Origin of the sequence: Nocardioides sp. ChNu-153 (assembly GCF_030466625.1) — a bacterium.
In the GTDB taxonomy this organism is placed as follows: Bacteria; Actinomycetota; Actinomycetes; order Propionibacteriales; family Nocardioidaceae; genus Nocardioides.
The window spans coordinates 610,160-633,010 of sequence record NZ_JADEVT010000001.1 but is presented as its reverse complement, the minus strand read 5'-3'; the positions used below and the strand labels follow the sequence as shown (position 1 = coordinate 633,010).

Annotated in this window: 21 protein-coding genes and 1 riboswitch; of the genes, 9 read left to right on the top strand and 12 right to left on the bottom strand. The window is 77.4% G+C overall.

Annotated features, from left to right (window positions below; all coding sequences use genetic code 11):
• Window positions 1–541: 541 nt before the first annotated feature.
• Window positions 542–1,228, top strand: a complete 687-nt coding sequence (locus INN71_RS03225; RefSeq protein ID WP_301799697.1) for a precorrin-8X methylmutase — start codon at window positions 542–544, stop codon at window positions 1,226–1,228.
• A complete protein-coding gene (locus INN71_RS03220; protein ID WP_301799527.1) occupies window positions 1,225–2,823 on the top strand; it encodes a precorrin-2 C(20)-methyltransferase in 1,599 nt (532 codons plus the stop codon). Before INN71_RS03225 ends, INN71_RS03220 begins: the two co-directional genes overlap by 4 nt.
• Window positions 2,824–2,908: 85 nt before the next feature.
• On the opposite strand, the gene INN71_RS03215 is transcribed toward INN71_RS03220, so the two are convergent.
• Complete coding sequence (locus INN71_RS03215) at window positions 2,909–4,165, bottom strand: MFS transporter (RefSeq protein ID WP_301799525.1); 1,257 nt, start codon at window positions 4,163–4,165, stop codon at window positions 2,909–2,911.
• A 29-nt stretch (window positions 4,166–4,194) separates the two neighbouring features.
• Here INN71_RS03215 and INN71_RS03210 point away from each other — a divergent pair, with 29 nt between their 5' ends.
• On the top strand, window positions 4,195–4,986 hold the full coding sequence (locus tag INN71_RS03210) for a DeoR/GlpR family DNA-binding transcription regulator (protein ID WP_301799523.1): 792 nt from the start codon (window positions 4,195–4,197) through the stop codon (window positions 4,984–4,986).
• 103 nt (window positions 4,987–5,089) lie between these two features.
• Here INN71_RS03210 and INN71_RS03205 read toward each other — a convergent pair whose 3' ends face one another.
• The 5 genes from INN71_RS03205 to INN71_RS03185 all read right to left on the bottom strand — a co-directional run bounded on the left by INN71_RS03205 (window position 5,090) and on the right by INN71_RS03185 (window position 9,171).
• A complete protein-coding gene (locus INN71_RS03205; RefSeq protein WP_301799521.1) occupies window positions 5,090–5,716 on the bottom strand; it encodes a response regulator in 627 nt (208 codons plus the stop codon).
• Complete coding sequence (locus INN71_RS03200; RefSeq protein ID WP_301799519.1) at window positions 5,707–6,828, bottom strand: sensor histidine kinase; 1,122 nt, start codon at window positions 6,826–6,828, stop codon at window positions 5,707–5,709. The genes INN71_RS03205 and INN71_RS03200 overlap by 10 nt, the downstream gene beginning before the upstream one ends.
• A complete protein-coding gene (locus tag INN71_RS03195; protein WP_301799518.1) occupies window positions 6,825–7,586 on the bottom strand; it encodes an ABC transporter permease in 762 nt (253 codons plus the stop codon). Before INN71_RS03195 ends, INN71_RS03200 begins: the two co-directional genes overlap by 4 nt.
• Window positions 7,583–8,578, bottom strand: coding sequence for an ABC transporter ATP-binding protein (locus INN71_RS03190; RefSeq protein WP_301799516.1), 996 nt, complete (start codon window positions 8,576–8,578; stop codon window positions 7,583–7,585). The genes INN71_RS03195 and INN71_RS03190 overlap by 4 nt, the downstream gene beginning before the upstream one ends.
• 161 nt (window positions 8,579–8,739) lie before the next feature.
• Entirely contained in the window at window positions 8,740–9,171 is a 432-nt protein-coding gene (locus tag INN71_RS03185; RefSeq protein WP_301799515.1) for an organic hydroperoxide resistance protein, read from the bottom strand.
• Window positions 9,172–9,277: 106 nt separating this feature from the next.
• Between INN71_RS03185 and INN71_RS03180 the strand changes: the two genes are divergently transcribed.
• The gene (locus tag INN71_RS03180; RefSeq protein ID WP_301799513.1) at window positions 9,278–9,895 is read left to right on the top strand and encodes a TetR/AcrR family transcriptional regulator; all 618 of its coding nucleotides are present in this window, start codon (window positions 9,278–9,280) and stop codon (window positions 9,893–9,895) included.
• Between the two features lie 10 nt (window positions 9,896–9,905).
• On the opposite strand, the gene INN71_RS03175 is transcribed toward INN71_RS03180, so the two are convergent.
• Complete coding sequence (locus INN71_RS03175; RefSeq protein ID WP_301799511.1) at window positions 9,906–10,541, bottom strand: isochorismatase family protein; 636 nt, start codon at window positions 10,539–10,541, stop codon at window positions 9,906–9,908.
• Window positions 10,542–10,652: 111 nt separating this feature from the next.
• On the opposite strand from INN71_RS03175, the gene INN71_RS03170 reads away from it, so the two are divergent.
• Complete coding sequence (locus tag INN71_RS03170) at window positions 10,653–11,600, top strand: GlxA family transcriptional regulator (protein ID WP_301799510.1); 948 nt, start codon at window positions 10,653–10,655, stop codon at window positions 11,598–11,600.
• Window positions 11,601–11,613: 13 nt separating this feature from the next.
• On the opposite strand, the gene INN71_RS03165 is transcribed toward INN71_RS03170, so the two are convergent.
• The 3 genes from INN71_RS03165 to INN71_RS03155 are packed head-to-tail and all read right to left on the bottom strand — an operon-like array spanning window position 11,614 to window position 14,095.
• Window positions 11,614–12,390 (bottom strand): cobalt-precorrin-4/precorrin-4 C(11)-methyltransferase, encoded by a 777-nt coding sequence (locus tag INN71_RS03165; RefSeq protein WP_301799509.1) that lies wholly within the window; start codon window positions 12,388–12,390, stop codon window positions 11,614–11,616.
• Window positions 12,387–13,673 (bottom strand): precorrin-6y C5,15-methyltransferase (decarboxylating) subunit CbiE, encoded by a 1,287-nt coding sequence (gene cbiE / locus INN71_RS03160; RefSeq protein ID WP_367619019.1) that lies wholly within the window; start codon window positions 13,671–13,673, stop codon window positions 12,387–12,389. The genes INN71_RS03165 and cbiE overlap by 4 nt, the downstream gene beginning before the upstream one ends.
• Window positions 13,670–14,095 (bottom strand): NUDIX domain-containing protein, encoded by a 426-nt coding sequence (locus INN71_RS03155; protein WP_301799507.1) that lies wholly within the window; start codon window positions 14,093–14,095, stop codon window positions 13,670–13,672. Before INN71_RS03155 ends, cbiE begins: the two co-directional genes overlap by 4 nt.
• Window positions 14,096–14,203: 108 nt before the next feature.
• A riboswitch (cobalamin riboswitch) is annotated at window positions 14,204–14,353 on the top strand.
• A 35-nt stretch (window positions 14,354–14,388) separates the two neighbouring features.
• Between INN71_RS03155 and INN71_RS03150 the strand changes: the two genes are divergently transcribed.
• The 4 genes from INN71_RS03150 to INN71_RS03135 are packed head-to-tail and all read left to right on the top strand — an operon-like array spanning window position 14,389 to window position 20,589.
• Window positions 14,389–16,533, top strand: a complete 2,145-nt coding sequence (locus tag INN71_RS03150) for a magnesium chelatase subunit D family protein (protein ID WP_301799506.1) — start codon at window positions 14,389–14,391, stop codon at window positions 16,531–16,533.
• Window positions 16,533–17,147, top strand: a complete 615-nt coding sequence (gene cobO, locus INN71_RS03145) for a cob(I)yrinic acid a,c-diamide adenosyltransferase (protein ID WP_277501579.1) — start codon at window positions 16,533–16,535, stop codon at window positions 17,145–17,147. The genes INN71_RS03150 and cobO overlap by 1 nt, the downstream gene beginning before the upstream one ends.
• Window positions 17,144–19,639, top strand: a complete 2,496-nt coding sequence (locus tag INN71_RS03140) for a cobyrinate a,c-diamide synthase (RefSeq protein WP_301799504.1) — start codon at window positions 17,144–17,146, stop codon at window positions 19,637–19,639. The genes cobO and INN71_RS03140 overlap by 4 nt, the downstream gene beginning before the upstream one ends.
• Window positions 19,636–20,589 carry a cobalamin biosynthesis protein gene (locus tag INN71_RS03135; RefSeq protein WP_301799501.1) on the top strand — a complete coding sequence of 318 codons (954 nt, stop codon included), beginning with the start codon at window positions 19,636–19,638 and terminating at the stop codon, window positions 20,587–20,589. Before INN71_RS03140 ends, INN71_RS03135 begins: the two co-directional genes overlap by 4 nt.
• On the opposite strand, the gene INN71_RS03130 is transcribed toward INN71_RS03135, so the two are convergent.
• Window positions 20,573–21,334, bottom strand: coding sequence for a cobalt-precorrin-6A reductase (locus INN71_RS03130; RefSeq protein WP_301799500.1), 762 nt, complete (start codon window positions 21,332–21,334; stop codon window positions 20,573–20,575). The genes INN71_RS03135 and INN71_RS03130 overlap by 17 nt on opposite strands.
• Entirely contained in the window at window positions 21,331–22,842 is a 1,512-nt protein-coding gene (locus tag INN71_RS03125) for a cobyric acid synthase (protein ID WP_277501583.1), read from the bottom strand. The genes INN71_RS03130 and INN71_RS03125 overlap by 4 nt, the downstream gene beginning before the upstream one ends.
• Window positions 22,843–22,851 lie beyond the last annotated feature (9 nt).

Genomic DNA, 22,851 nt, shown 5'->3' with positions numbered 1-22,851 from the left:
CGACCTGCGACCGGTCGCGCAGGCGCTCGACGAGGCCCTGCGGGCGGACCCGGCGCTGGCCGGGCTCTCCGCGCGGTTCCTCTTCGTGCTCGACGACGGCCGCGGTGACGTGCTCGGCCGCCCCACCGACGTCGGTCTCGTCGCGCTCGACGCCACCACCGCGCAGGTGCGCTGGGGCTCGGCGGGCTGGGGTCCGGTCGTGCCGCTGGAGGGCGCCGTCCCGGCCCTGGTGGGCGTCGCCCACGAGTTCCTCGTCGCCCGCGGCGAGGGCCCCGAGGCCCCGTGGCACGTCGACGAGCTCGACGCGCCGCTGCCCCTGCCCGCGGGCGCGCCCGACCCGCGCGTGCCCGCGGCGGCCGAGCCCCCGCCGTACGGACCGGTGGGCGGCACCCACGACCACGTCGCGGTGCCCGACGGGGTGCTCACCCCGCCGCTGCTGGCGCGGCTGCTCGACGGGCTGCCCGACGACGCGCCCGTGGTCGTCACGCCCTGGCGCTCCCTGCTGCTGCCGGTCGTCGTCGCGCCCGCGGCCGCCGCGGAGCTGCGGCGCCCGACCCGGCGCTACGCCTACGAGGGCTCGGGCGCGGCGATCTACGTCGACTCGTTCGCCACCATCCGCCGCGAGGTGCGGGCCGCCGGCGGGTTCGACCACCTCCCCCGCGGCGCCGACGGCGAGCCCGACCCGGACGTCGAGCGCGTGGTCGTGCGGATGGTGCACGGCACCGGGCAGACCGACCTCGCCCCCTCCGTCGTCGTGCACCCCGAGCTGGTGCGGTCCGCGCGGTCCGCGCTCGCGGCGGGGGCGCCGATCATCACCGACGCGCACATGGTGGCCACGGGCGTGACCCGCGCCCGCCTGCCCGCCGCCAACGAGGTGCTCTGCGCGCTGCGCGACCCCCGCGTCGGCGGGCTCGCCGCGGCCTGGGGCACCACGCGGTCCGCGGCCGCACTGTCGCTGCTGGCCGACCGGCTCCCCGGCTCGGTGGTGGCGATCGGTAACGCGCCCACCGCCCTGTTCCACCTCCTCGAGCTGCTCGCCGACGGCTGCCCGCCGCCCGCCGCGGTCGTCGGCTGCCCGGTCGGCTTCATCGGCGCCGCCGAGTCGAAGGAGGCGCTGGCCGCCTGGGCCGGCGCGCACGACCTGCCGTTCCTCACCGTCCACGGGCGCCGCGGCGGCTCGGCCATGACCGCCTCGGCCCTCAACGCGATCGCCCAGGAGGCGGAGTGAGCACCCCCGGCAGCACCCCCGGCCCGACCACCGGGGCCCCCGTCGCGCCCGGCCGCTTCCACGGCGTGGGCGTCGGGCCCGGCGACCCCGAGCTGGTGACGCTCAAGGCGGCGCGCCTCATCGCGGCCGCCGACGTCGTCGCCTTCCACGCGGGCCGCGGCAAGCAGTCGAACGCCCGACGCATCGCCGCCGACCTCATCCCGGCCGGCGTGATCGAGGAGGAGCTCGTCTACCCCGTCACCACGGGCGCGACCGACCACCCGGGCGGGTACGCCGGCGCGATGGCCGACTTCTACCTCGAGTCCGCCGCGCGGCTGGCCGCCCACCTCGAGGCGGGCCGCGACGTCGTGCTGCTCGCCGAGGGCGACCCGATGTTCTACGGGTCGTACATGTACATGCACGACGCCCTCTCCGAGCGCTTCTCGACCGAGGTCGTGCCGGGGGTGCCGGCGTTCGCCGCCGCCACCGCCACCGTCGCCGCGCCCCTCGTGCGCCAGACCGACGTGCTGACGATCCTGCCCGGCACCCTGCCCGAGACCGAGCTCGCGCGCCGCCTCGCCGACACCGACGGCGCGATCATCATGAAGCTGGGTCGACGCTTCCCCGCGGTACGGCGCGCGCTCGCCGCCGCGGGCCGGCTCGAGCACGCCGTCTACGTCGAGCGGGCGTCGATGGCCTCGGAGCGGCACCTGCGCGTCGTCGACGTCGACCCCGACTCGGTGCCGTACTTCTCCCTCATCGTCGTCGCGGGCGACTCGCTGCACAGCGTCGGCCGGCGGACGGGGACCGCTGCCGCCGGCGCCACGACACGACCGGCCGCGATCGGCGCCGACGGCGTCGTCGCCGCGGGCCCGGCCGAGCTCGCCGTCGTCGGGCTCGGCCCGGGGCCGGACCGCTGGCTGACGCCCGAGGCCTCCGCGGTCCTCGCGGTGGTGGACCACGTGGTCGGGTACGCGCCGTACGTGCGGCGGGTGCCGCACCGCGAGGGCCTGACGCGTCACGCCAGCGGCAACGCCGTGGAGGTCGACCGGGCCCGCCTCGCGCTCGACCTGGCGCTGCGCGGCGAGCGGGTCGCGGTGGTGTCCGGCGGCGACGCCGGGGTCTTCGGCATGGCCACCGCGGTGCACGAGGCGCAGGTCGCGGCGGCCGCGGAGGACCCGGCGTACTCCGCCGTGCCCGTCCGCGTCGTGCCCGGCGTCTCCGCGGTCCAGGCCGTCGCCGCCCGGGCGGGCGCGCCGATCGGCGGGGACTTCGCGGTGATGAGCCTCTCGGACCGGCTCAAGCCGTGGGCCGTGGTCGAGCAGCGCCTGCGCGCCGCGGCGGCCGCGGACCTCGTGCTAGCGCTCTACAACCCGCGTTCGGCCAGCCGCCCCGACCAGCTCGGCGACGCGCTGAAGGCGCTGCGCGAGGTGCGGGACGACGCCACCGTCGTGGTCGTGGGCCGCGACGTCGGGCGCGCCGAGGAGGAGCTGCGCGTGACGACGCTGGGCGAGCTCGACCCCGAGACGGTCGACATGAAGTGCCTGCTCATCATCGGGGCCACCCGCACCCGGGTGGACCACGGCCGCGTCTGGACGCCGCGCAGCGTGGACTGAGCGCTGCCGGCTCTCCGGGCCGGTTCGTGGCGCCGGTTCGTGGTAGCAGCGCCGCGGAAAACGTGGCGCTGCCACCACGAGCGGGTCAGGTCGCGCGGTCGCGGCGGCGGGTGCGCTCGGCGAGCACGGCGGCGACGAGGCCCGCGACGAGGGGCACGACCATGGCGGTGCGCAGGGTCGTCGCGTCCGACAGCACGCCGACGAGCGGCGAGGTGGCCAGGAAGCCGAGCCGCATGAGCCAGCCCGTCAGCGCCACGCCCGTCCCCACCGGCAGCCCCGGCACCCGGTCGGCGGCCGCGAAGGCCGCCGGCACGAGCGTGGCGCTGCCGAAACCCACGAGGGCGAACCCGAGGAGCACGAACGGGTACGACGCGCCCGCCACCACCGGCACGAGACCACCGGCGACGAGCAGGCCCCCGGCCCGCGCGACCGCGCCCCGGCCCCAGCGGTCGGTCATGGGGTCGCCGAGCAGCCGGCCGACGAACTGGCTGACGAGCACGACGGTGAGGCCGAGCCCCGCGACGACCGCGGGCGCCGCGGTCTCGCGGCCGAGGAGGAGCACCACCCAGTTGTTCGCCACGTCCTCCAGCAGCGTGCCGCAGACGGCGAGGAGCACGAGGGGCACGAGCAGTCGGTACGCCGTGCGCCGCGCAGCCGGGCGCGCCCGCTCCGCGCCGTCCGTCGTGGCAACGGGGCCGCCCGCCTGGTCACTGGGCCCGCCGGCGGCCGTGGCTGCGCTCGCGTCGGGCCGCGCGCCGTGCGGCAGCCGCGCCAGGCGCGCCGCGAGCAGCGCGACCGCTGCCCACACGACGCCGTTCACGACCATCTGCAGCCCGATCGCGACGTCGGCGGCGGCCGCGGTGGCGCCGATCACCCCGCCGGAGGCGGCGCCCAGGCTCCAGATCGCGTGCAGCGAGTTGATGATCGACCTCCCGGCCAGCCGCTCGACGGCGATGCCGTGCACGTTCTGGGCGGCGTCGACGACCGCGTCGAGCACACCGCCGAGCACGAGGGCCGCGAAGAGCAGCGCCACGGTCCCGCTGACCCCGGCCACCCCCATGGCGACGGCCAGCAGCACCGAGCCGACGGCCGTCACCCGGGGCGCGCCGAAGCGGCGGATGAGCGGCGCGCCCGCCGCGGCTGCTGCGATCGCACCCGCGGGGAAGGCGACGACCGTCAGCCCGAACGCGGTGTCCGAGAGGTCGAGGGCCCGCTTGATCTCGGGGTAGCGCGGCAGCAGTGCGCTGTAGAGCACCCCGTTGGTGAAGAACATGAGCGAGACGCCCAGGCGCGCGCGTCCGAGGCGCGCGGTGGGGACGGCGGGGGCGGGAGCGGCAGGCACTGCGCGACCGTAGGTGGTTGACTGATCACGTGCAACAATCGAAACGCCACAAAACGATCATCCACGCCGTGGCGGGCGGCGATGCCGTCACGATCGCAGCCTTGGTCGAGCTGACCGGCGTCTCGGCGGTCACCATCCGCCGGGACCTGGCCGAGCTGGCGGCCGTCGGGGCCGTGGTGCGGACCCACGGCGGCGTACGACGGGCGCGGCAGCGCGGCGTGCCCATGCCGTTCGCCACCCGGTCCGCGGCCGACCAGGAGCTCAAGTCGGCGCTCGCCGCGGTGGCGGCGGGACTCGTGGCGGACGAGGACGCGGTGGTCGTCGACAACGGCACGACCTGCCTGGCCGTGGCTCACGCGCTGGCCGGGCGCTCCGTCACGGCGCTCGCCCTGTCCCTGCACGCGGCCGCCGCCCTCGCAGCGCGGCCCGGCGCGACGGTCGTGGTGCCCGGCGGGGTCGTCGAGACGGACACGCTCGCGTTCGGCGGCGCGTCGGCCGTCGAGGCCGTCCACGACTTCCGCGCCGACGTCGCCGTCATCGGCGCCTGCAGCGCCTCGCCGGCCCAGGGACTGACGTCGACGACCCACGACGACGCGCGGCTCAAGCGCGCCGTGCTGGCCGGTGCGGCGCGGCGCGTGCTGGTCGCCGCCCCCGGGAAGCTCGCGCGCACCTCGGCCTTCCGGTTCGGCGACGCCGCGGACCTCACCCACCTCGTGACGAGCACCGCCGCCGCACCCGACCTGCTCGACGGGTTCCGGGCCGAGGGCGTCGACGTGCACCTGGTGGACGCGGCACCCGACGACGCGGACCCCGCGCGCTAGGCAGGGCGCCGCGGCGCGCCGTACCGGTCGTGTCGCCGACGGTTCGTGGTAGCAGCGCCGCGGAAGGCGCGGCGCTGCTACCACGGACGGGGGCCCGGGCGCCTCAGATCCAGCCGCGGTCGCGGGCGACGCGGGCGGCCTCGACGCGGGTCGCCGTGCCGGTCTTGCCGATGGCCGAGGACAGGTAGTTGCGCACGGTGCCCGGGGACAGGTGGACGCGCTCGGCGATGCGGGCGACGGGTACGCCGTCGAGCGCGACGCGCAGCACCTCGACCTCGCGGTCCGTCAGCGGGTTCGACCCTCCGGCGAGGGACTCCCCCGCCAGCAGCGGATCGACGACCCGGAACCCCGCGTGGACCCGGCGCACCGCGTCGGCCAGCTCGGAGGCCGGGGTGTCCTTGACGACGAAGCCCGACGCGCCGGCCTCGAGGGCGCGGCGCAGGTAGCCGGGACGCCCGAAGGTCGTCACCACGAGCGACCGCACCCCGGGGACGTGGGCCCGCAGGGCGGCCGCGGCCGCGATCCCGTCGGGGACGGCGGCGTCGCCGGGCATCTCGATGTCGAGCAGGCACACGTCGACGGAGGCGGCCCGTGCGGCGTCGACGACCTCGTCCGCGCGCCCCACCTCCGCGACGACCTCGAGGTCGGGCTCGAGGGCGAGCAGGGCGGCGAGTGCGCCACGCACCAGCGCCTGGTCGTCCGCGAGCAGCAGCCGGATCGTCACGTCCACGCCACCTCTACCCGGGTCCCGCCGCCGGGCGCCTCGTCGACCACGAGGGTTCCCCCGGCCGCGCGGACGCGCTCGGCGATGCCGCGCAGGCCGTTGCCCGGCGGGTACGGCCCGCCGCGGCCGTCGTCCGCGACGACGAGACGGTCGTCCGCGAGCGTCACCGCGCAGCGCCGGGCGCCGCTGTGGCGCACGACGTTGGTGATCGCCTCCCGCAGCACCCACGCGACGACGATGCGGCGGCGCGGGTCCACCACGGACGGGTCGTCCGGCACGTCGGCCTCGACCCCGGCCGCGGCCAGGGCGGCCCGGGCGGCCGCCAGCTCGTCACCGAGACGGGCGATGCGCAGCCCCGCCACGGTCGCCCGCACCTCGCCGAGGGCCTCCCGGCTCAGCGAGCGGATCTCCGCGAGCTCGGTGCGGGCCCGGGCGGGATCGAGGTCCACGAGCCGCTCGGCCAGCTCGGCCTTGGCGACCACGACGGTCAGGCTGTGGCCGAGCACGTCGTGCACGTCGCGGGCCACCCGCTCGCGCTCCGCCACGAGCGCCAGCTCCTCCGCGACCCCCTGCGAGGCCTCCCGGTGCTCCTCCAGGACCCGCACGGCCGTCAACGTCACCACCGTCGCCAGCATGATCGGCACGAAGAACAGGCCGCCGTCGAACCGGTCCACCGTCGTGGTCAGCGCCGCCGTGGCCCCCGTCAGGACGACGACCGTCCCGAGCCCCAGCCGGAGCGGCGCCAGGAGCAGTGCGTAGGACGCGGTGTAGATGCTCAGGCCCATCGCCGGCGTGCCCTGCAGCGCTGTCCCGGCGGCGCCGAGGACCACCAGCGCGCCGACCCCGGCCACGGGCCACCACGCCGGCCACCGGCGCGCGAGCGCGGGGCGGTCGGAGAGCACGAAGCCGTGGAGGTAGACGGCGACGAAGGCCACCAGCACCACCGCCCCGACCAGCCGCTCCGCGGCCGGCCGCGGGGTGTCCACGAGGTCCAGGACGGGGAAGACCATGAAGACCAGCCAGACCGCCGGCATCAGCCAGGCCCAGCGCGCCCAGGGGTCCGGCGCAGCGCCCCCGTCGGCCGGGGCCGGGGCCCGGGCCGGGGCCGACTCCGTCACTGGCGGCCGCGCCCGCGGCGTACCAGCAGCGTCGCGACGACGCCCAGCACCAGCGCCCACACACCCAGGTTCAGCAGCGGCACCCACAGCGCCTCGGTGCCCAGGTCGCGCCCGTCGTTCGAGATCAGTCGGCCCTCCGTGACGGGGTAGCGGGCGAGCGACACGTACCCGTAGAGCGGGGTGAACCTCGCGATGTCCAGCAGCACGCCGCTCAGCGGCACGAACAGGTTGCCGAGGAAAGCGAGGATGACGACCATACCGCTGGCCGCGGACACGGCCGCCTCCGTCCGGAACGCGAGGGCCGCGCACAGCCCGAACAGCGCGAAGACCGTCGACCCGGCCGCCACCGCCAGCATGCTGAGGCCCCACGCGACGACCGGGCCCTCCGCGCCGCCGATCCACCCGACCAGCGCGATGAGCGTGACGGGCAGGAGCGCCACCAGCACGGCGAGCGCGGCCTTGACCGCGACGAAGGAGCCGTCCCGGAGGGGGGTCAGGGCGAGCTGCCGACCCCACCCCTGCATGCGCTCGACCGCCGCAGAGCCGCCCACGCCGACGGTGGCCGTCACCGCGCCGTACGCCGCCATCGAGACCAGCATGTAGAGCGCGACGTTGCCGTTGCCCACGGACGTGCTCGCGTGGTCCTGCGTGGAGCCGAAGACCACGAAGAGGAAGGTGGGGAGCACCGCGACGAAGAACAGGTTCGCGCGGTCGCGGGCGAAGCGGCGCAGCTCGAGCCCGAGGTACGTCGTGTTCACCGGACCTCCTCCGCGCCCACCGTGCCGGACGTGAGGGCGACGAAGGCCTCGTCGAGCGAACCCGTCGCGATCTCGAGGTCGTGGCCCCCGAGGTCGACCAGCAGCGTCCGCGCCACGGCGTCCGCGTCGGTCGCCCGGACGCTCACCCGGTCACCCTGCACCCGGACGTCCGCGGCCCCGGGGTGGGCGCGCAGCGCACGGAGCGCCGCCTCGCGCCCCGGCACCGGCAGGTCCGCCCGCACCGTCCGCCCCGAGGCCCGCGAACGGATGTCGGCCGTCGAGCCGTCGGCGACCACGCGCCCGGCGGCGGCCACGACGATGCGGTCGGCGAACGCGTCCGCCTCCTCCAGGTAGTGCGTCGCGAAGACGACGGTCCGTCCCCGCGCGGCCTCGGCGTGCATCGTGCGCCAGAACTCGCGACGGGCCGTCACGTCCATCCCCGCCGTCGGCTCGTCGAGCACGAGCAGCTCGGGGTCCGGCAGCAGCGCCAGCGCGAACCGCAGCCGCTGCTGCTCCCCGCCGGAGCACTTCGCCACGAGCCGGCCGGCCAGGGGCGTCAGCCCCGTCCGCTCGAGCACGTCGTCGACCGCGACCGGGGAGGGGTACGTCGAGGCCACGAGCCGTACGGTCTCGCCCACGGTCAGGTCGCGCAGCAGGCCGCCGGTCTGCAGCACGGCGGCCGTGCGCCCCTCCCGCACCGCGTGGCGCGGGTGGCGCCCGAGGACGCGCACGGCGCCGGTCGTGGGCTCGGTGAGGCCGAGCACCATGTCGAGCGTCGTGGTCTTGCCGGCGCCGTTGGGGCCGAGGAAGGCGACCACCTCACCCGGCGCGACCCGCAGGTCGATGCCGCGCACGGCCCGGACCTCGCCGTCGGGGGTACGGAAGGTCTTGGTGACGCCGTCGAGAGCGACGGTAGCGGGGGCGGCCGTGGCCGGTGGTGCCGGCTGCGCGGCGGCCCCTTGCGACGGCGGGGCGGTGCGGGTGGTGGTCATGTCCCCAGCCTCGCGGCGGCGGCGGGTGCGGCGCCGTACCCGCCTGTCACCGGGTGGGCGTGACATCTGTCATCGACCACCGACGACGACGCCCGCCGTACCGGACGGGGGCCGGTACGGCGGGCGCGGCGCGCGGGGCGGGGGGACCCGCGAGGGGGACCTCAGGCGACGTCGATCTCGGTGACGACGTCGACGTTGCCCTTGGTGGCGTGGGTGTAGGGGCAGATCTGGTGGCCGGTCTCGACCGCCTTCTCCGCGTCGGCCTGCGAGACGCCGCCGCCGAACTCGACGAACAGCTTGACCGCGAGGCCGAAGCCGGTGTCCTCCCGCGGGCCGATGCCGACCTCGGCGGTGACGGAGACGTCCTCGAGCTTCACGCCGTGCTCCTTCGCGCCGGCCTTCAGCGCGCCGAGGAAGCAGGCCGCGTAGCCCGTCGCGAAGAGCTGCTCGGGGTTGGTGCCGCCGCCGGCGCCACCCATCTCCTTCGGGACGACGAGCTCGACGTCGATCTGGCCGTCGGAGGTCGAGGCGTGGCCGTTGCGGCCGTCGCCGGTCGCGGTGGCGGAGGCGGTGTACGCGATGGAGGTGGGCATCGTTTCTCCTTGTCGAACCCCCGGCGCGGCGGCCGGAAGCCATGTAGAGTGACTAGTACGTCTACATCAGACTGACACGTCGGAGACCGCTACGCAAGGACCGGACATGAGCCCCACCACCAGCGACGCCCGCGCCGAGGCGCCGACCCTGCGCGGCCCCGCCGTGCGTGCCCGGATCCTCGAGGCGGCGACGCACCGCTTCTACGCCGACGGCATCCGCGCCGTCAGCGCCGACCGGCTCATCGCGGACGCCGGCATCTCGAAGGTGACCTTCTACCGGCACTTCGCCTCCAAGGACGACCTCGTGGTGGCCTACCTCGAGCGGGTCGCCGCCGAGGAGGAGCAGGCCCTCACCCGCGTGCGTGCCGCCCGCAGCGACGATCCCGCAGCGGTGCTCCTCTGGTACGCCGACCACGTCGCCGAGGTGAGCTGCGCCGAGAGCTTCCGGGGCTGCGCGTTCCTCAACGCCGCCGCGGAGATCGCCCAGGAGGACCACCCGGCCCGCGCGGTCGTGGCCGCCCACCGCACCTTCCTGCTGCGCCAGGCCAGCGAGCTGCTCGCGGAGATGGGGCTCGGCGCCGCCGCCGCGGAGCGCGCCGCCCACGCCCTCCTCATGCTGCGCGACGGTGCGATGGTCGCGAGCAGCCTCGACGGCGACCCCGCCGGCACCGCCGCCGCGCTCGTCGCCGCCGGCGAGGCCGTGGTGCGCACCGCGCGCGGCTGAGCGCGGCCGGTCAGGCGCTCGCCGCCGCGCGGCCCTGCGCTGCCGACGCGCCGAGGTCGCTGCCGGGCAGCGACCGGCCGTCCGCGACGGCCTCGACCCACGCGTCGGTGGTCGCGACGGCGGCGAAGTTGGAGTGCAGCAGCACCATCAGCGTCTCGTGCACCTGCCACGCGGGCGCCGTGCCCGCCTCGTTGGCCAGGTCGATGGCGCCGGTCGCGTCCCGCAGGACCTCCACGGCCAGACCGAGCTCCTCGGCGGCCGCGGCCGAGCCGAGGACGCAGTTGTTGGTCATGTAGCCGACCAGCACGATCGTGTCGACGCCCCGCGCGGCGAGCCACGCCGCGAGGTCGTTGCCGGCGAAGACGCTCGCCCGGTGCTTGGCGATCCGCCTCCACGAGGGCCGTGCGCGCTCCTCCACCGCCGGGTGGAGGGACCAGCCCGGCGAGCCCACGGCGAAGACGGGGGCACCCTCGGGCAGCTCGTGCTGCACCACGACGACCGGCAGGTCGTGCGCGTGGGCCGTGTCGATCGCGCGGGCCACCTGCGCGACGGACTCGGCGCGCGGCGGGTGCTGGATCTCCAGGACGCCGTCGAAGTACTCCTGCTGCACGTCGACCACGACCAGGGCGCGTCGGGGGTTCTCCATCGGTCTCTCCTCGGGTCACGGGGGCCCTTCGCGGCCCCTCCCGCCCCACCCTCGCGGGAGCGGGGCAGTACCGTGAGTGGCACGAACGCCGACTTACGATGGGATCGCGCCATGAGGATCGCCGTCCACGCCTTCGCCGGCATGACCCTGTTCCACCTCTCCTCGCCGCTGCTCGTCTTCGGCGAGGTCACGCGGCTCGGGCTGGCCGAGGGGTGGAGCACGACCGTGTGGAGCGACGACGGCGGCGCGGTGCGCACCGCCGAGGGCCTGCTCGTGGACGACCTGCAGGGCCCGGACGCGGCCACCGGCGCCGACCTCCTCGTCTTCCCCTCGTGGCCCGCCTCGTTCCCCCGGCTCGACGACGCGCTCGGCGCCGTGGTGCGCGACGCCCACGCGGCCGGCACCCGCATCGCGGGGCTGTGTCTCGGCGCGTTCCCCGTCGTGGAGAGCGGGGTGCTCGACGGTCGCTCGGCGGTCACGCACTGGGGAGCGACGCAGGAGCTGGCCCGCCGGCGGCCCGCGGTCGCCGTCGACGAGTCGGCCCTCTACGTCGACCACGGCGACGTCCTCACGTCCGCGGGCACCGCCTCGGCCCTCGACTCCTGCCTCCACGTCGTGCGCACCGCGCTGGGCTCCGCCGCGGCGACCACGCTCGCCCGGCACCTGGTGGTCGCCCCCCACCGCGACGGCGACCAGGCGCAGTACGTCGACCGGCCCCTGCCCGAGCCGGGTGGAGCCGACGACCTGTGGCCCACGCTCCACTGGGCGCTGGCGCACCTCGGCGCCGACCTGGGTGTCGACGCCCTTGCGGCGCACGCCGGCATGAGCACGCGCAACTTCATCCGCCGCTTCAGCCAGGTGGTGGGGTCGACGCCGGCCCGGTGGGTGCTGCGCCGGCGCCTCGACGAGGCACGGCGCCTCCTCGAGGTGACCGACTGGCCCGTCGAGCGCGTCGCCCGGGCCTGCGGCTTCGGCAGCGTGGTGACGCTCCGGCAGAACTTCGCGGCCACCTTCGCCACCACGCCGACGGCGTACCGCCGCCGGTTCGCCGCGACCTGACGGGCCCGGTGCCCTAGGCGCCCGGCCCGGTCCGCTTCAGCGAGCGGTCACGCGCGGCGTCGTACAGGTAGGACTCCCCCGCCCCCTCGAGGCGGGCGCCCGTGAGCGCCCGGCCCACGAGGATGACGGCGGCCTGGCGCAGCCCGGCCGCCTCCACGGCGTCGGCGACGGTCGCGAGCGTGCCGGTCAGCACCTGCTCCCCCGGCTGCGAGGCGCGGTAGACGACCGCCACCGGGCAGTCGTCGCCGTACGACGCGGCCAGGGCCGCGGCGAGCTCGCGGGTGCGGGTGATCGCGAGGTGGAGCACCAGCGTGGCGCCGGTGGCGGCGAACGCCTCCAACGACTCGCCCTCCGGCATGGCGGTCGAACGCGCCTGGGTGCGGGTCAGCACCACCGACTGCGCCACGAGCGGCACCGTCAGCTCGCGGCCCACGCGGGCCGCCGCGGCGGCGTACGCCGGCACCCCGGGCGTCACGTCCCACGTGACGCCCGCCGCGTCGAGGCGCCGCGTCTGCTCGAACAGCGCCGAGTAGAGCGACGGGTCGCCCGAGGTCAGCCGCACCACGTCGCCGCCGGCGCGGTCGGCCGCGACGAGCTCGGCGGTGATGGCGTCGAGGTCGAGGTCCTGGGTGTCGACCAGCCGTGCGCCGGGCCGGGCGTGCTCGAGCACGGCGGCGTCGAGGTAGGTGCCCGGGTAGAGCACCACGTCGGCCTCCCCCAGCATCCGCGCGGCGCGCAGGGTCAGCAGGTCCGCGGCGCCGGGGCCGGCACCGACGAAGTGGACGGTCACGCGGGCTCCTCGGGGTCGTCGGCGGGGTGGTCGGCAGGTGCGGTCCACGCCCACTGGGTCACGGCGCGGGCGGGGGTGAAGCCGCGGAACGAGCCGATGGGCGTGGCGGTCTCGACCACGTGGCGCGTCAGCTCTCCCCCGCGCTCGCCGTGCCAGCGCGCCAGCAGCGCCTCCGTCTCGACGGTGACGCCGTGCACCACCAGGCGCCCGCCAGGGCGCAGCGCGGCGACGCACGCCTCGAGCACGCCGGCGCGGGTGGCGCCGCCGCCGACGAAGACGGCGTCCGGCGCCGGCAGCCCGGCCAGGGCGTCCGGCGCGCTCCCGTGGACGACGCGCAGGTCGGGCACGCCGAGGCGGCCCGCGTTGCGCCGTACCCGCGCGGCGCGCTGGGCGTCCGCCTCGACGGCGACCGTCCGGCAGGCCGGGTGGGCGCGCATCCACTCGACGCCGACCGAGCCGGCACCGGCGCCGACGTCCCACAGCAGCGCACCGGGGTACGGCGCGAGCCGGGCCAGCGCCGCGGCCCGCAGGTCGCGCTTCGTCAGCTGACCGTCGTGCTCGAACGCCTCGTCGGGCAGGCCGGACGTCCAGGTCACGGGGGCGTCGGCGGGCGCGATCGCGGGGGCCTCCACGGCCACCACGGTGAGGTCGCCGAACACGGGCGGGTCGGCGGCCCAGGCGTCGGCCGTCGCCGCCAGGCGCGACTCCTCGGCCGCGCCGAGGTCGCCGAGGACCGTCAGGCGGGCGGCGCCCCACCCGCTCATCGCGAGGAGGGCGGCGAGGTCGCCCGGGGTGGTGGCGTCGGCGGACAGCACGATCACGCGACGCCCCGGCGCCAGCTCGCGCAGCACCCGGCGCACGTCCCGCCCCACGGCGCTGACGACGACGCTGCCTTCCGCCGACCAGCCGAGGCGGGCCCGGACCAGCGCCACCGACGACACGGCCGGCTCGGCGAGCACCGCGTCGGGGCCGAGCAGGTCGACGAGCGTCGTGCCGATGCCCGAGACGAACGGGTCGCCGGAGGCCAGCGCGACGACGTCGCGGCCGGCGTACCGCTCCAGCAGGGCGGGCAGGCCCGCCCTGAGCGGGGAGGGCCAGGGCTCGCGCACCTGACCGGGTACGGCGGGCACCAACGCGAGGTGGCGCTCGCCGCCCAGGAGGACCTCCGCCCCCGTGACCACGGCGCGCAGCCGCTCGGGCACGCCCGGCCAGCCGTCCGCGCCGATGCCGACGACGGTGACGCGCACGGGGCCGCTCACGGAGCCGCTCACCGGGCCGCTCACGGGCGGGCTCCCGCGGCGTCGCGGGCGAGCAACGCCGGGGCGGCGTGGTGGCGCAGCATCGGCGCGATCGGCACGTCGTCGGGTAGTGCGGCCAGGTCGAGCCAGCGCAGCTCCTCGATCTCGCCGTCGACCACCGGGGCGGTGGCGGCGGTCGCGGTGAACACCGTCGAGGTGAGGACCGCGCCGGGCTCGTTGGCCGCGGCCGAGACGAACTCCCCGAGCAGCGCCAGGTCGGCCACCTCGACCCCGACCTCCTCGCGCGCCTCGCGGGCCGCGGCCTGGGCGGGGGTCTCCCCGGCCTCGAGCTTCCCGCCGGGCAGCATGAAGGCGTGGGTGCCGCGCTTGCGGACGCTCAGCAGACGACCCTCCGCGTCGCGCAGGCAGACGGCGGCGACGACGATGTGGAGCGGCTCCTCGGGCACGACCGGCAGGCTAGCGGGGGCCGCACGGCACCGGGTGGGCGGCTCGGGACGCGTCGTCGGCCCTGACCACGCCGGGGTCGGCGCACGGGTCTAGGGTGGCGGCGGACGTGAGGTGCCCCGTCGGCGCACCCGGGAGACAACCGGGGGCGTGGGGAGAATCTGGGAAGCCGGTGGGAGTCCGGCACAGGGCCCGCTGCGGTAACCGCCGGTCCGCTCGAGAGCGGGCACGACGGAAGTCCGAAGACCGGCCTCTCGTCACCCCTGACCGATGGCAGAGCGAGCGGGAGCCCCACATGCCACAGCACTACCCCTTCACGGCCGTCGTCGGCTCCGACGACATGACCCTGGCCCTGCTGCTGACGACCGTCAGCCCCGAGATCGGCGGCGTCCTCGTGCGCGGGGAGAAGGGGACGGCGAAGTCCACGGCCGTGCGCGCCCTGGCCGCCGTGCTGCCCCCCATCGACGTCGTCGCGGGCGACCGGTTCTCCACCGACCCGGCCGACACGGCGCCGCTGTCGCCCGACGGACCCTTCGGCGCGGACGTCGGCGTCGAGACGCGCCCCGTGCGCCTCGTCGAGCTGCCCGTCGGTGCCACCGAGGACCGCCTGCTCGGCTCGCTGCACCTGGAGCGGGCGCTCTCGGCGGGCGTCGCCGAGTACGAGCCCGGGCTCCTGGCCCGCGCGCACCGCGGGATCCTCTACGTCGACGAGGTCAACCTGCTGCACGACCACCTCGTCGACCTGCTGCTCGACGCCGCCGCCATGGGGCGCGCGACGGTCGAGCGCGACGGCGTCTCGGTCGTGCACGCCGCCCGGTTCGTGCTCGTCGGCACCATGAACCCCGAGGAGGGCGAGCTGCGCCCGCAGCTGCTCGACCGGTTCGGCCTCACCGTCGAGGTCGCCGCGCCCCGCGACCCGTCGCTGCGCACCGAGGTCGTGCGCCGCCGCCTCGCCTTCGACGCCGCCCCCGAGGCGTTCGCCGAGCGGTACGCCGACGACGAGGCCGCGCTGCGCGCCCGCATCGCCACCGCCCAGGAGCTCGTCGCCTCCGTCGTGCTCGGCGACGGGGCGCTGCGCAAGATCGCCGAGGTCTGCGCTGCGTTCGACGTCGACGGCCTGCGCGCCGACATCGTCACGGCCCGCACCGCGATCGCCCATGCCGCCTGGCACGGCCGCCGGTACGTGCTGCGCCAGGACATCCGCGCCGCCGCCCTGCTCGCGCTCCCCCACCGCCGGCGCCGCAACCCCTTCGACGCGCCCGGCATCGACGAGGACCTGCTCGACCAGGTGCTCGGCGACGACGAGCCCGACCCGGACCCGCAGCCCGAGGAGCCCCGGCCCGACGACCAGCCCGGCGAGCCCGGCGGCGGCACCGACGGCGGCGGCACCGACGGCGGCGGTCCCGACGGAGCGGGCGACGGCCCGGAGCCGGGCGGCGACGGCGGGTCCGCCGCCGAGCCGCCCGCCGGCCGGGACGACCAGGGCGGGCCCGACGCCGGTCCGGACTCCCCGGACTCCCCCGACACCCCCGCCGACCAGCCCGGCGACGGCGCCGGCACCCCCGCCGCCCCGGCGGGTACGACGGTCGCGGCGGGCGCGCCGTACCGTCCCCGCGTGCTGCGGGTCGCCGGCACCGGCGAGGGCGAGGCGGGGCGCCGCTCCCGCGCGATCACCTCGACGGGGCGCCGCATCGGCAACGCCCCCGGCACGGCGGGCGGGCTCGACCTCGTCGGCACCGTCCGCGCCGCCGCCCCCCACCAGCACGCCCGCGGGCGCACCGCGGGCCGGCTCCTGCTGCGCGGCGCGGACCTGCGGGGCGCGGTGCGGGAGGGCCGGGAGTCCAACCTCGTGCTGTTCTGCGTCGACGCGTCGGGCTCGATGGCTGCCCGCAAGCGGATGCAGCAGGTGAAGACGGCGATCCTGTCGCTGCTGCTCGACGCCTACCAGCGCCGCGACAAGGTCGGCCTGGTGACGTTCCGCGGGCTGGAGGCCGAGGTCGCGCTGCCGCCCACCGGCTCGATCGACGTGGCCGCGCGCCGCCTCGACGCGTTGCCGGCCGGCGGACGCACGCCGCTCGCCGAGGGCCTGATCGCCGCCGCCGACGTGCTGCGCCGCGAGCGCCTGCGCGACCCGCGCCGCCGCCCGCTGCTGGTGCTCGTCACCGACGGCCGGGCGACCGCCGGCGCCGACCCGGTGGAGCGCTCCCGGCAGGTCGCCGCGTGGCTGGCCGAGCAGGGCGTCGAGACCGTCGTGGTCGACTGCGAGAACGGCCCGTTCCGCCTCGGCCTGGCCCGGAAGCTCGCCGAGCACCTGCAGGCGACGTACCTGCCCGTCGCGGAGGTGAGCGCCGAGGTGCTCGCCGGCGCCGCGCGCGCGGCGACCGCCGACCGCGCCGAGCGCCCCCACCTCGACCGCTCCGGGACGCGGGGGGTGGCCTGATGCCGCAGGGCAAGCCGGTCGTCGTGCCCGACGACGGCCTCACCACCGCGCAGCGCCGCAACCTGCCGCTGCTCATGGTCAACACCGGCGACGGCAAGGGGAAGTCGACCGCCGCGTTCGGCCTCGCCATCCGCGCCTGGAACCAGGGCTGGGACGTCGGGGTCTTCCAGTTCGTGAAGTCCGCCAAGTGGCGCATCGGCGAGCAGACCGTGCTGGAGCGCCTGGGCGAGCTGCACGAGCAGACCGGCGAGGGCGGCCCCGTCGAGTGGCACAAGATGGGCTCCGGCTGGTCGTGGTCGCGCAAGGCCGGCGAGGCCGAGGACCACGCCCGCGACGCGGCCGAGGGCTGGGCCGAGGTGAAGCGCCGCATCGCGGCGGAGCGCCACGACCTCTACGTGCTCGACGAGTTCACCTACCCGATGGAGTGGGGCTGGGTCGACGTCGAGGACGTCGTCGAGACCCTCGCGCACCGCCCCGGGCGGCAGTACGTCGTGGTGACCGGCCGCCGCGCCCACCCCCGGCTCGTGGAGGTCGCCGACCTCGTCACCGAGATGACGAAGGTCAAGCACCAGATGGACCGTGGCCAGAAGGGCCAGCGGGGGATCGAGTGGTGAGCACCCCGCTGCCGCGGCTCGTCGTCGCCGCCCCCGCCTCCGGCCACGGCAAGACCACCGTCGCGACCGGCCTCATGGCCGCGCTCGCCCGCCGCGGGCTCGAGGTGTCGGGCCACAAGGTCGGCCCCGACTACATCGACCCCGGCTACCACGCGCTGGCGACCGGGCGGCCCGGCCGCAACCTCGACCCGCACCTCGTCGGCGAGGAACGGATCGTGCCGCTGCTGCTCCACGGCGCCCGCGCCCCGCGCCCCGCCGACGTGGCGGTCGTCGAGGGCGTCATGGGTCTCTTCGACGGCCAGATCGGCGGCGACGGCTTCTCCTCCACCGCCCACGTCGCGACGCTGACGGCCAGCCCGGTCGTGCTCGTCGTCGACATCTCCTCGGCCTCGCGCACCATCGGCGCCGTCGTCGCCGGGCTCGCGGGCCACGACCCCGGCGTGCGGGTGGCCGGTGTCGTGCTCAACAAGGCGGGCTCGCCGCGGCACGCCGACGAGGTACGCCGCGCGGTCGCCGCGACCGGCATCCCCGTCCTCGGCGTGCTGGGTCGCGACGACGCCATCGTCGCGCCGTCGCGCCACCTCGGCCTCGTGCCCGCCGCCGAGCGCGCCGACGCCGCCACGTCCCTGGAGCGGCTCGCCGCGCAGGTCGCGGAGCGCATCGACCTCGACGCCGTGCTGGAGATCGCGCGCGGCGCCGCGCCCCTCGCCGTACCCGCGTGGGAGCCGGCCGCCGCCGTCGAGCCGGTCGCGGCCGCCGCCCGCCCGAAGATCGCCGTCGCCGGCGGCCGCGCGTTCACGTTCACCTACGCCGAGACCACCGAGCTGCTCGAGGCGGCCGGCTGCGAGGTCGTCGTGCTCGACCCGACCCGCGACACGGGTCTTCCGCCGGGCACGCAGGGTCTCTACCTCGGGGGCGGCTTCCCCGAGGTGCACGCGGCGGCGCTGAGCCGCAACGCGGCGCTGCGCGACGACCTCCGGGCCGCCGTGGCCGCCGGGGTGCCCACCGTCGCGGAGTGCGCGGGCCTGCTCTACCTCTGCGGCACCCTCGACCACGCCCCGATGGTCGGTGCGCTGCCCGCGACCGCGGCGATGGCCCCCCGCCTCACCCTGGCCTACCGGTCCGCGACGTCGGAGGTCGCGACCCTGCTCGGGCGCCCCGGCGAGACCGTCACCGGCCACGAGTTCCACCGCACCCGGGTCACCCCCGCGGCCGGGGGCACCCCCGGCTGGGTGCTCGAGCCGACCGCCTCCCACCCGCGCACCGAGGACGGCTACGCCTCCCCCACGCTCCACGCGTCCTACCTGCACGTGCACTGGGCGGGGCACCCGCACCTGGCGCAGCGCTTCGCCGCCGCGGCGGCCGCCACCGCGCCGTACTCCCCCGTGGCGCCCGTCGCCGCCCCGGCGGCCGGCGTCCCCGCGGCCGCACCCCACGACGCCCCGCCCGCCGACCCGCTGCGCCACCACGGCGACACCGAGACGAGCGCCGCGGACGGCACGCCGCTGGCCGACTTCGCCGTCAACACGTACGACGGGCCCCGCCCGCCGTGGCTCACCGCGGCGCTGCTCGGCTCGCTCGACGACGTGGGCGCCTACCCCGACGCGGCGCGCGTGCGCGTGGCGGAGGAGGCGCTGGCCCGCCGCCACGGCCGGCCCGCCGAGGAGGTGCTCGCCACCGCCGGCGCCGCCGAGGCGTTCACCCTCGTCGCCCGGGCACGCCCGTGGCGCCACCCGGTGGTCGTGCACCCGCAGTTCACCGAGCCCGACGTGGCGCTGGCCGCGGCCGGCACCCCGGCGCGGCACGTGCTCTTGCGCGCCGAGGACGGCTTCGCGCTCGACCCGTCGCGGGTGCCCGACGAGGCCGACCTCGTCGTCGTCGGCAACCCGACCAACCCGACGGGACGCGTCCACCCCGCCGTCGACCTCCGGGCGCTGACCCGTCCCGGGCGCCTCGTCGTCGTCGACGAGGCGTTCATGGACGCGATCACTCAGCCCCGCCACGCCCTCGCGGACGCCGAGGTGCCCGGCCTCGTCGTGCTGCGCAGCCTCACGAAGCTGTGGGGCATCCCCGGGGTCCGGGCCGGCTACGTGCTCGGCGAGCCGGCGGTGCTCGAGCAGCTGCGCGCCGTGCAGACGCCCTGGTCGGTCTCGTCGACCGCCCTGGCCGCCATGCGGGCCTGCGCCTCCGACGAGGCCGTCGTCGAGGCGGCCGAGCGGGTGCGCCGTCTCGCCACGTGGCGCGGCGTGCTGGTCGCCGGCCTCGACGAGCTCGGCGTGCCCCACGTGCCCGGCCACGCCCCCTTCGTGCTCGCCCGGCCCGGGGCCGGCGTGCGGGAGGAGCTGCGCCGCCACGGCCACGCCGTGCGCCGCGCCGACACCTTCCCGGGGCTCGACGCCTCCTGGGTGCGGATCGCGGTGCGGAGCCCCGAGCGCACCCGCTCGCTGCTGACCGCGCTGGCGTCGATCACCTCCGGCGTCGGAGCCCGGTGACGCGCGCCCGGGCTGCGGGCCTGCTGCTGGGGTTCGCGGTCGACCGGGCGCTCGGCGACCCGCGCCGCGGCCACCCCGTCGCCGGCTTCGGCCGAGTCGCGGGCCGGCTCGAGACGCTCGGGTGGGCCGACAGCCGGGGTCGCGGGGCGGCGTACACACTGCTGCTCGTCGGGTCCGTGACCGGGCTCGGCGCCCTCGCCGAGCGCCGCACCCGCGACGTCGCCGGCGCGTCCGGCGAGGTCGCCCTCGTCGCGCTCGCCACCTGGGCCGTGCTCGGGGGCCGCTCGCTCGACCGCGAGGCCGCCGCCGTCCAGCGCCTCCTCGCCGCCGACGACCTGCCCGCCGCTCGCCGACGCCTGACGCACCTCGTCGGTCGCCGCACGGAGGACCTGAGCGCCGACGAGGTGGCGCGGGCCGTCGTGGAGTCGGTCGCCGAGAACACCTCCGACGCCGTCGTCGCCTCGCTCGTGTGGGGCGCGCTGGCGGGGGTGCCGGGGCTCGTCGGCTACCGCGCCGCCAACACGCTCGACGCGATGGTCGGCCACCGCTCGCCGCGCCACGAGCGCTTCGGCTGGGCCTCGGCCCGCCTCGACGACGGTCTCAACCTGCCGGGCGCCCGTCTGTCCGCGCTGCTCGCCGCTGCGGCCGCCCCGCTGGTGGACGGCGCCCCCCGCGACGCCCTGCGCGCCTGGCGCCGCGACGCCGGCGCACACCCCTCCCCCAACGCCGGGCCCGTGGAGGCGGCCTTCGCGGGCGCGCTCGGGGTGCGCCTCGGCGGACGGACCGTGTACGGCGCCCCCGGCGCCGAGCGCGTCGAGGACCGACCGGTGCTCGGCGACGGCCGGCCCGTCGCGGCGGGCGACGTGGCCCGCGCGCGGCGACTGGCGGCGTACGTCGGCACGGGGGCCGTGCTCGTCGCGGCGGCGACCGCCCTCAGCGTGCGTCGCTGACGGCGCGTACCCAGCACGCCGCCGCGGCGACGTCGTGGACCACCGGCGGGGCGTCGGTGCCCGGCGCGCGCACCGCGCTGGGGCGGCGCACCACGACGACCGGCAGCCCGAGCTCGCGGGCCACGTCGAGCTTGGCCCGGGTGAGGTCGCCGCCGGAGTCCTTGGTGACGAGCACGTCCGCGCGGTGCTCCGCGACGAGGGCGCGCTCGCCGTCGACGGTGTAGGGGCCGCGGTCGAGCAGCACGCGCCAGCCGTCGGGCAGCGGCACCTCGGGCGGGTCGACGACCCGCGCGAGCACGGCGGCGTCCGCCAGCGGTCCCGTGCAGTCCTCGAGGCCCTGCCGTCCGACGGTGAGGAACGGGCGGTCACCGAGGCCGGCGGCCGCGCGGGCGGCCGCGGCGACGTCGTCGACCCACACCCACGCGTCCGCCCCCGGCTCGCCGGACCAGCCAGGGCGCTCGAGCCGCAGCAGCGGCGTACCCGTGCGGGCGCAGGCGGCCCGGGCGTTGCCCGAGATGCCGACCGCGAACGGGTGGGTGGCGTCGACGACGGCGCGGGCCCCGTGCTCGCGCAGCCACGCGACGAGCCCGTCGACGCCGCCGAAGCCGCCCACGCGGGTCTCGCCGACGGGCATGCGCGGGCGGGCGACGCGGCCGGCGAGGGACGACACGACCTCCTCCCCCGCCTCGACGAGCACGCGGGCCAGGTCGCGGGCCTCGGCCGTGCCGCCGAGCAGGAGGATCACCGCTCGCTCCCCGGGGGCAGCGGGCGCAGGTCGCGCGGGGGGCCGGACGCGACCAGGTCGAGCAGGGCGTCGACGTCGAGGTGCTGCTCCACGAGGTCGCCGAGGAGGTCGAAGCGCGCCTCGCGGGCGGCGGCGAACGACACCTCCTCCGCTGGCTGGTACGACGCGCCGACCGCCGCCGCGGCCCGGGCCAGGAACGCCCGGCGGAACGCGTCGGACTCCAGCGAGCCGTGCCACATGGTCCCGTGCACCGCGCCCTGGGCGGCGCCGCCGAGGAACTCCTCGCCACCGTGGCGGGTGGTGCGGCCGTGGTGGATCTCGTAGCCCCCGACGGGCGCGCCCAGCGCGGTCCCGCGCGGCAGGCGCAGCACCTTCTCGGCCGCGAACGTCGTCGTGACGTCGAGCAGGCCCAGCCCGTCGGCGGACGCGCCTGGCCGGCCCTCGACGCCGTCGGGGTCCTCCACCCGGCGCCCCAGCATCTGGAAGCCCCCGCAGATGCCGAGCACGGGACGGCCCGCCGCCGCGTGGTCGCGCACGGCGTGGTCGAGGCCCCGGGCGCGCAGCCAGGCGAGGTCCTCCAGCGTCGCGCGCGTGCCCGGCAGCACGACGAGGTCGGCGTCGGCCAGCGCCGCGGGCGAGGACGCGAACACCACGTCGACGCCCGGCTCGAGACCCAGGGCGTCGACGTCGGTGAAGTTGCTGATGCGCGGCAGGCGCACGACCGCGACCCGGAGCGCGCCGCCCGCGGCAGCCCGGCGGCCCGCGAGGTCGAGGGCGTCCTCGGAGTCGAGCCACACGTCGGGGCTCCACGGCAGCGTGCCGTAGACGCGGCGACCGGTGAGCCGCTCCAGCTCGGCCAGGCCCGGGGCGAGCAGCACGGGGTCGCCGCGGAACTTGTTGACCACGAACCCGGCCACGAGCGCCTGGTCGGCCGCCTCCAGCAGCGCGACGGTGCCGTGGAAGGCGGCGAAGACGCCGCCGCGGTCGATGTCGCCGACCACCACGACCGGCATGTCGGCGTGGCGGGCCAGGCCCATGTTGACGTAGTCGCCGGCGCGCAGGTTGATCTCCGCCGGGCTGCCCGCACCCTCGGCGACCACGACGTCGTACCGCTCCGCGAGGTCGTCGTACGCGGCGTGGGCGGCCGCCGCGAGGTGCCGCCGACCGGTCTCCCAGTCGGCGGAGGACACGGACCCGCCGGGGCGGCCCATCACCACGACGTGGCTGCGCCGGTCGCCGCCGGGCTTGAGCAGCACGGGGTTCATCGCGGCCTCGGGCTCGGCGCGGGCGGCGAGCGCCTGCGTCCACTGCGCCCGGCCGATCTCGGCGGTGCCGCTGCCCGGGTCGTCGGGCCGCAGGGCGCAGACCATCGAGTTGTTGGACATGTTCTGGGCCTTGAAGGGGGCGACGCGCAGGCCGCGGCGCGCGAACGCGCGGCACAGCCCGGTCGTCACGGCGGACTTGCCGGCGTCCGACGTCGTCCCGGCGACCAGCAGCGACCCGTGCACGCGGGGAGG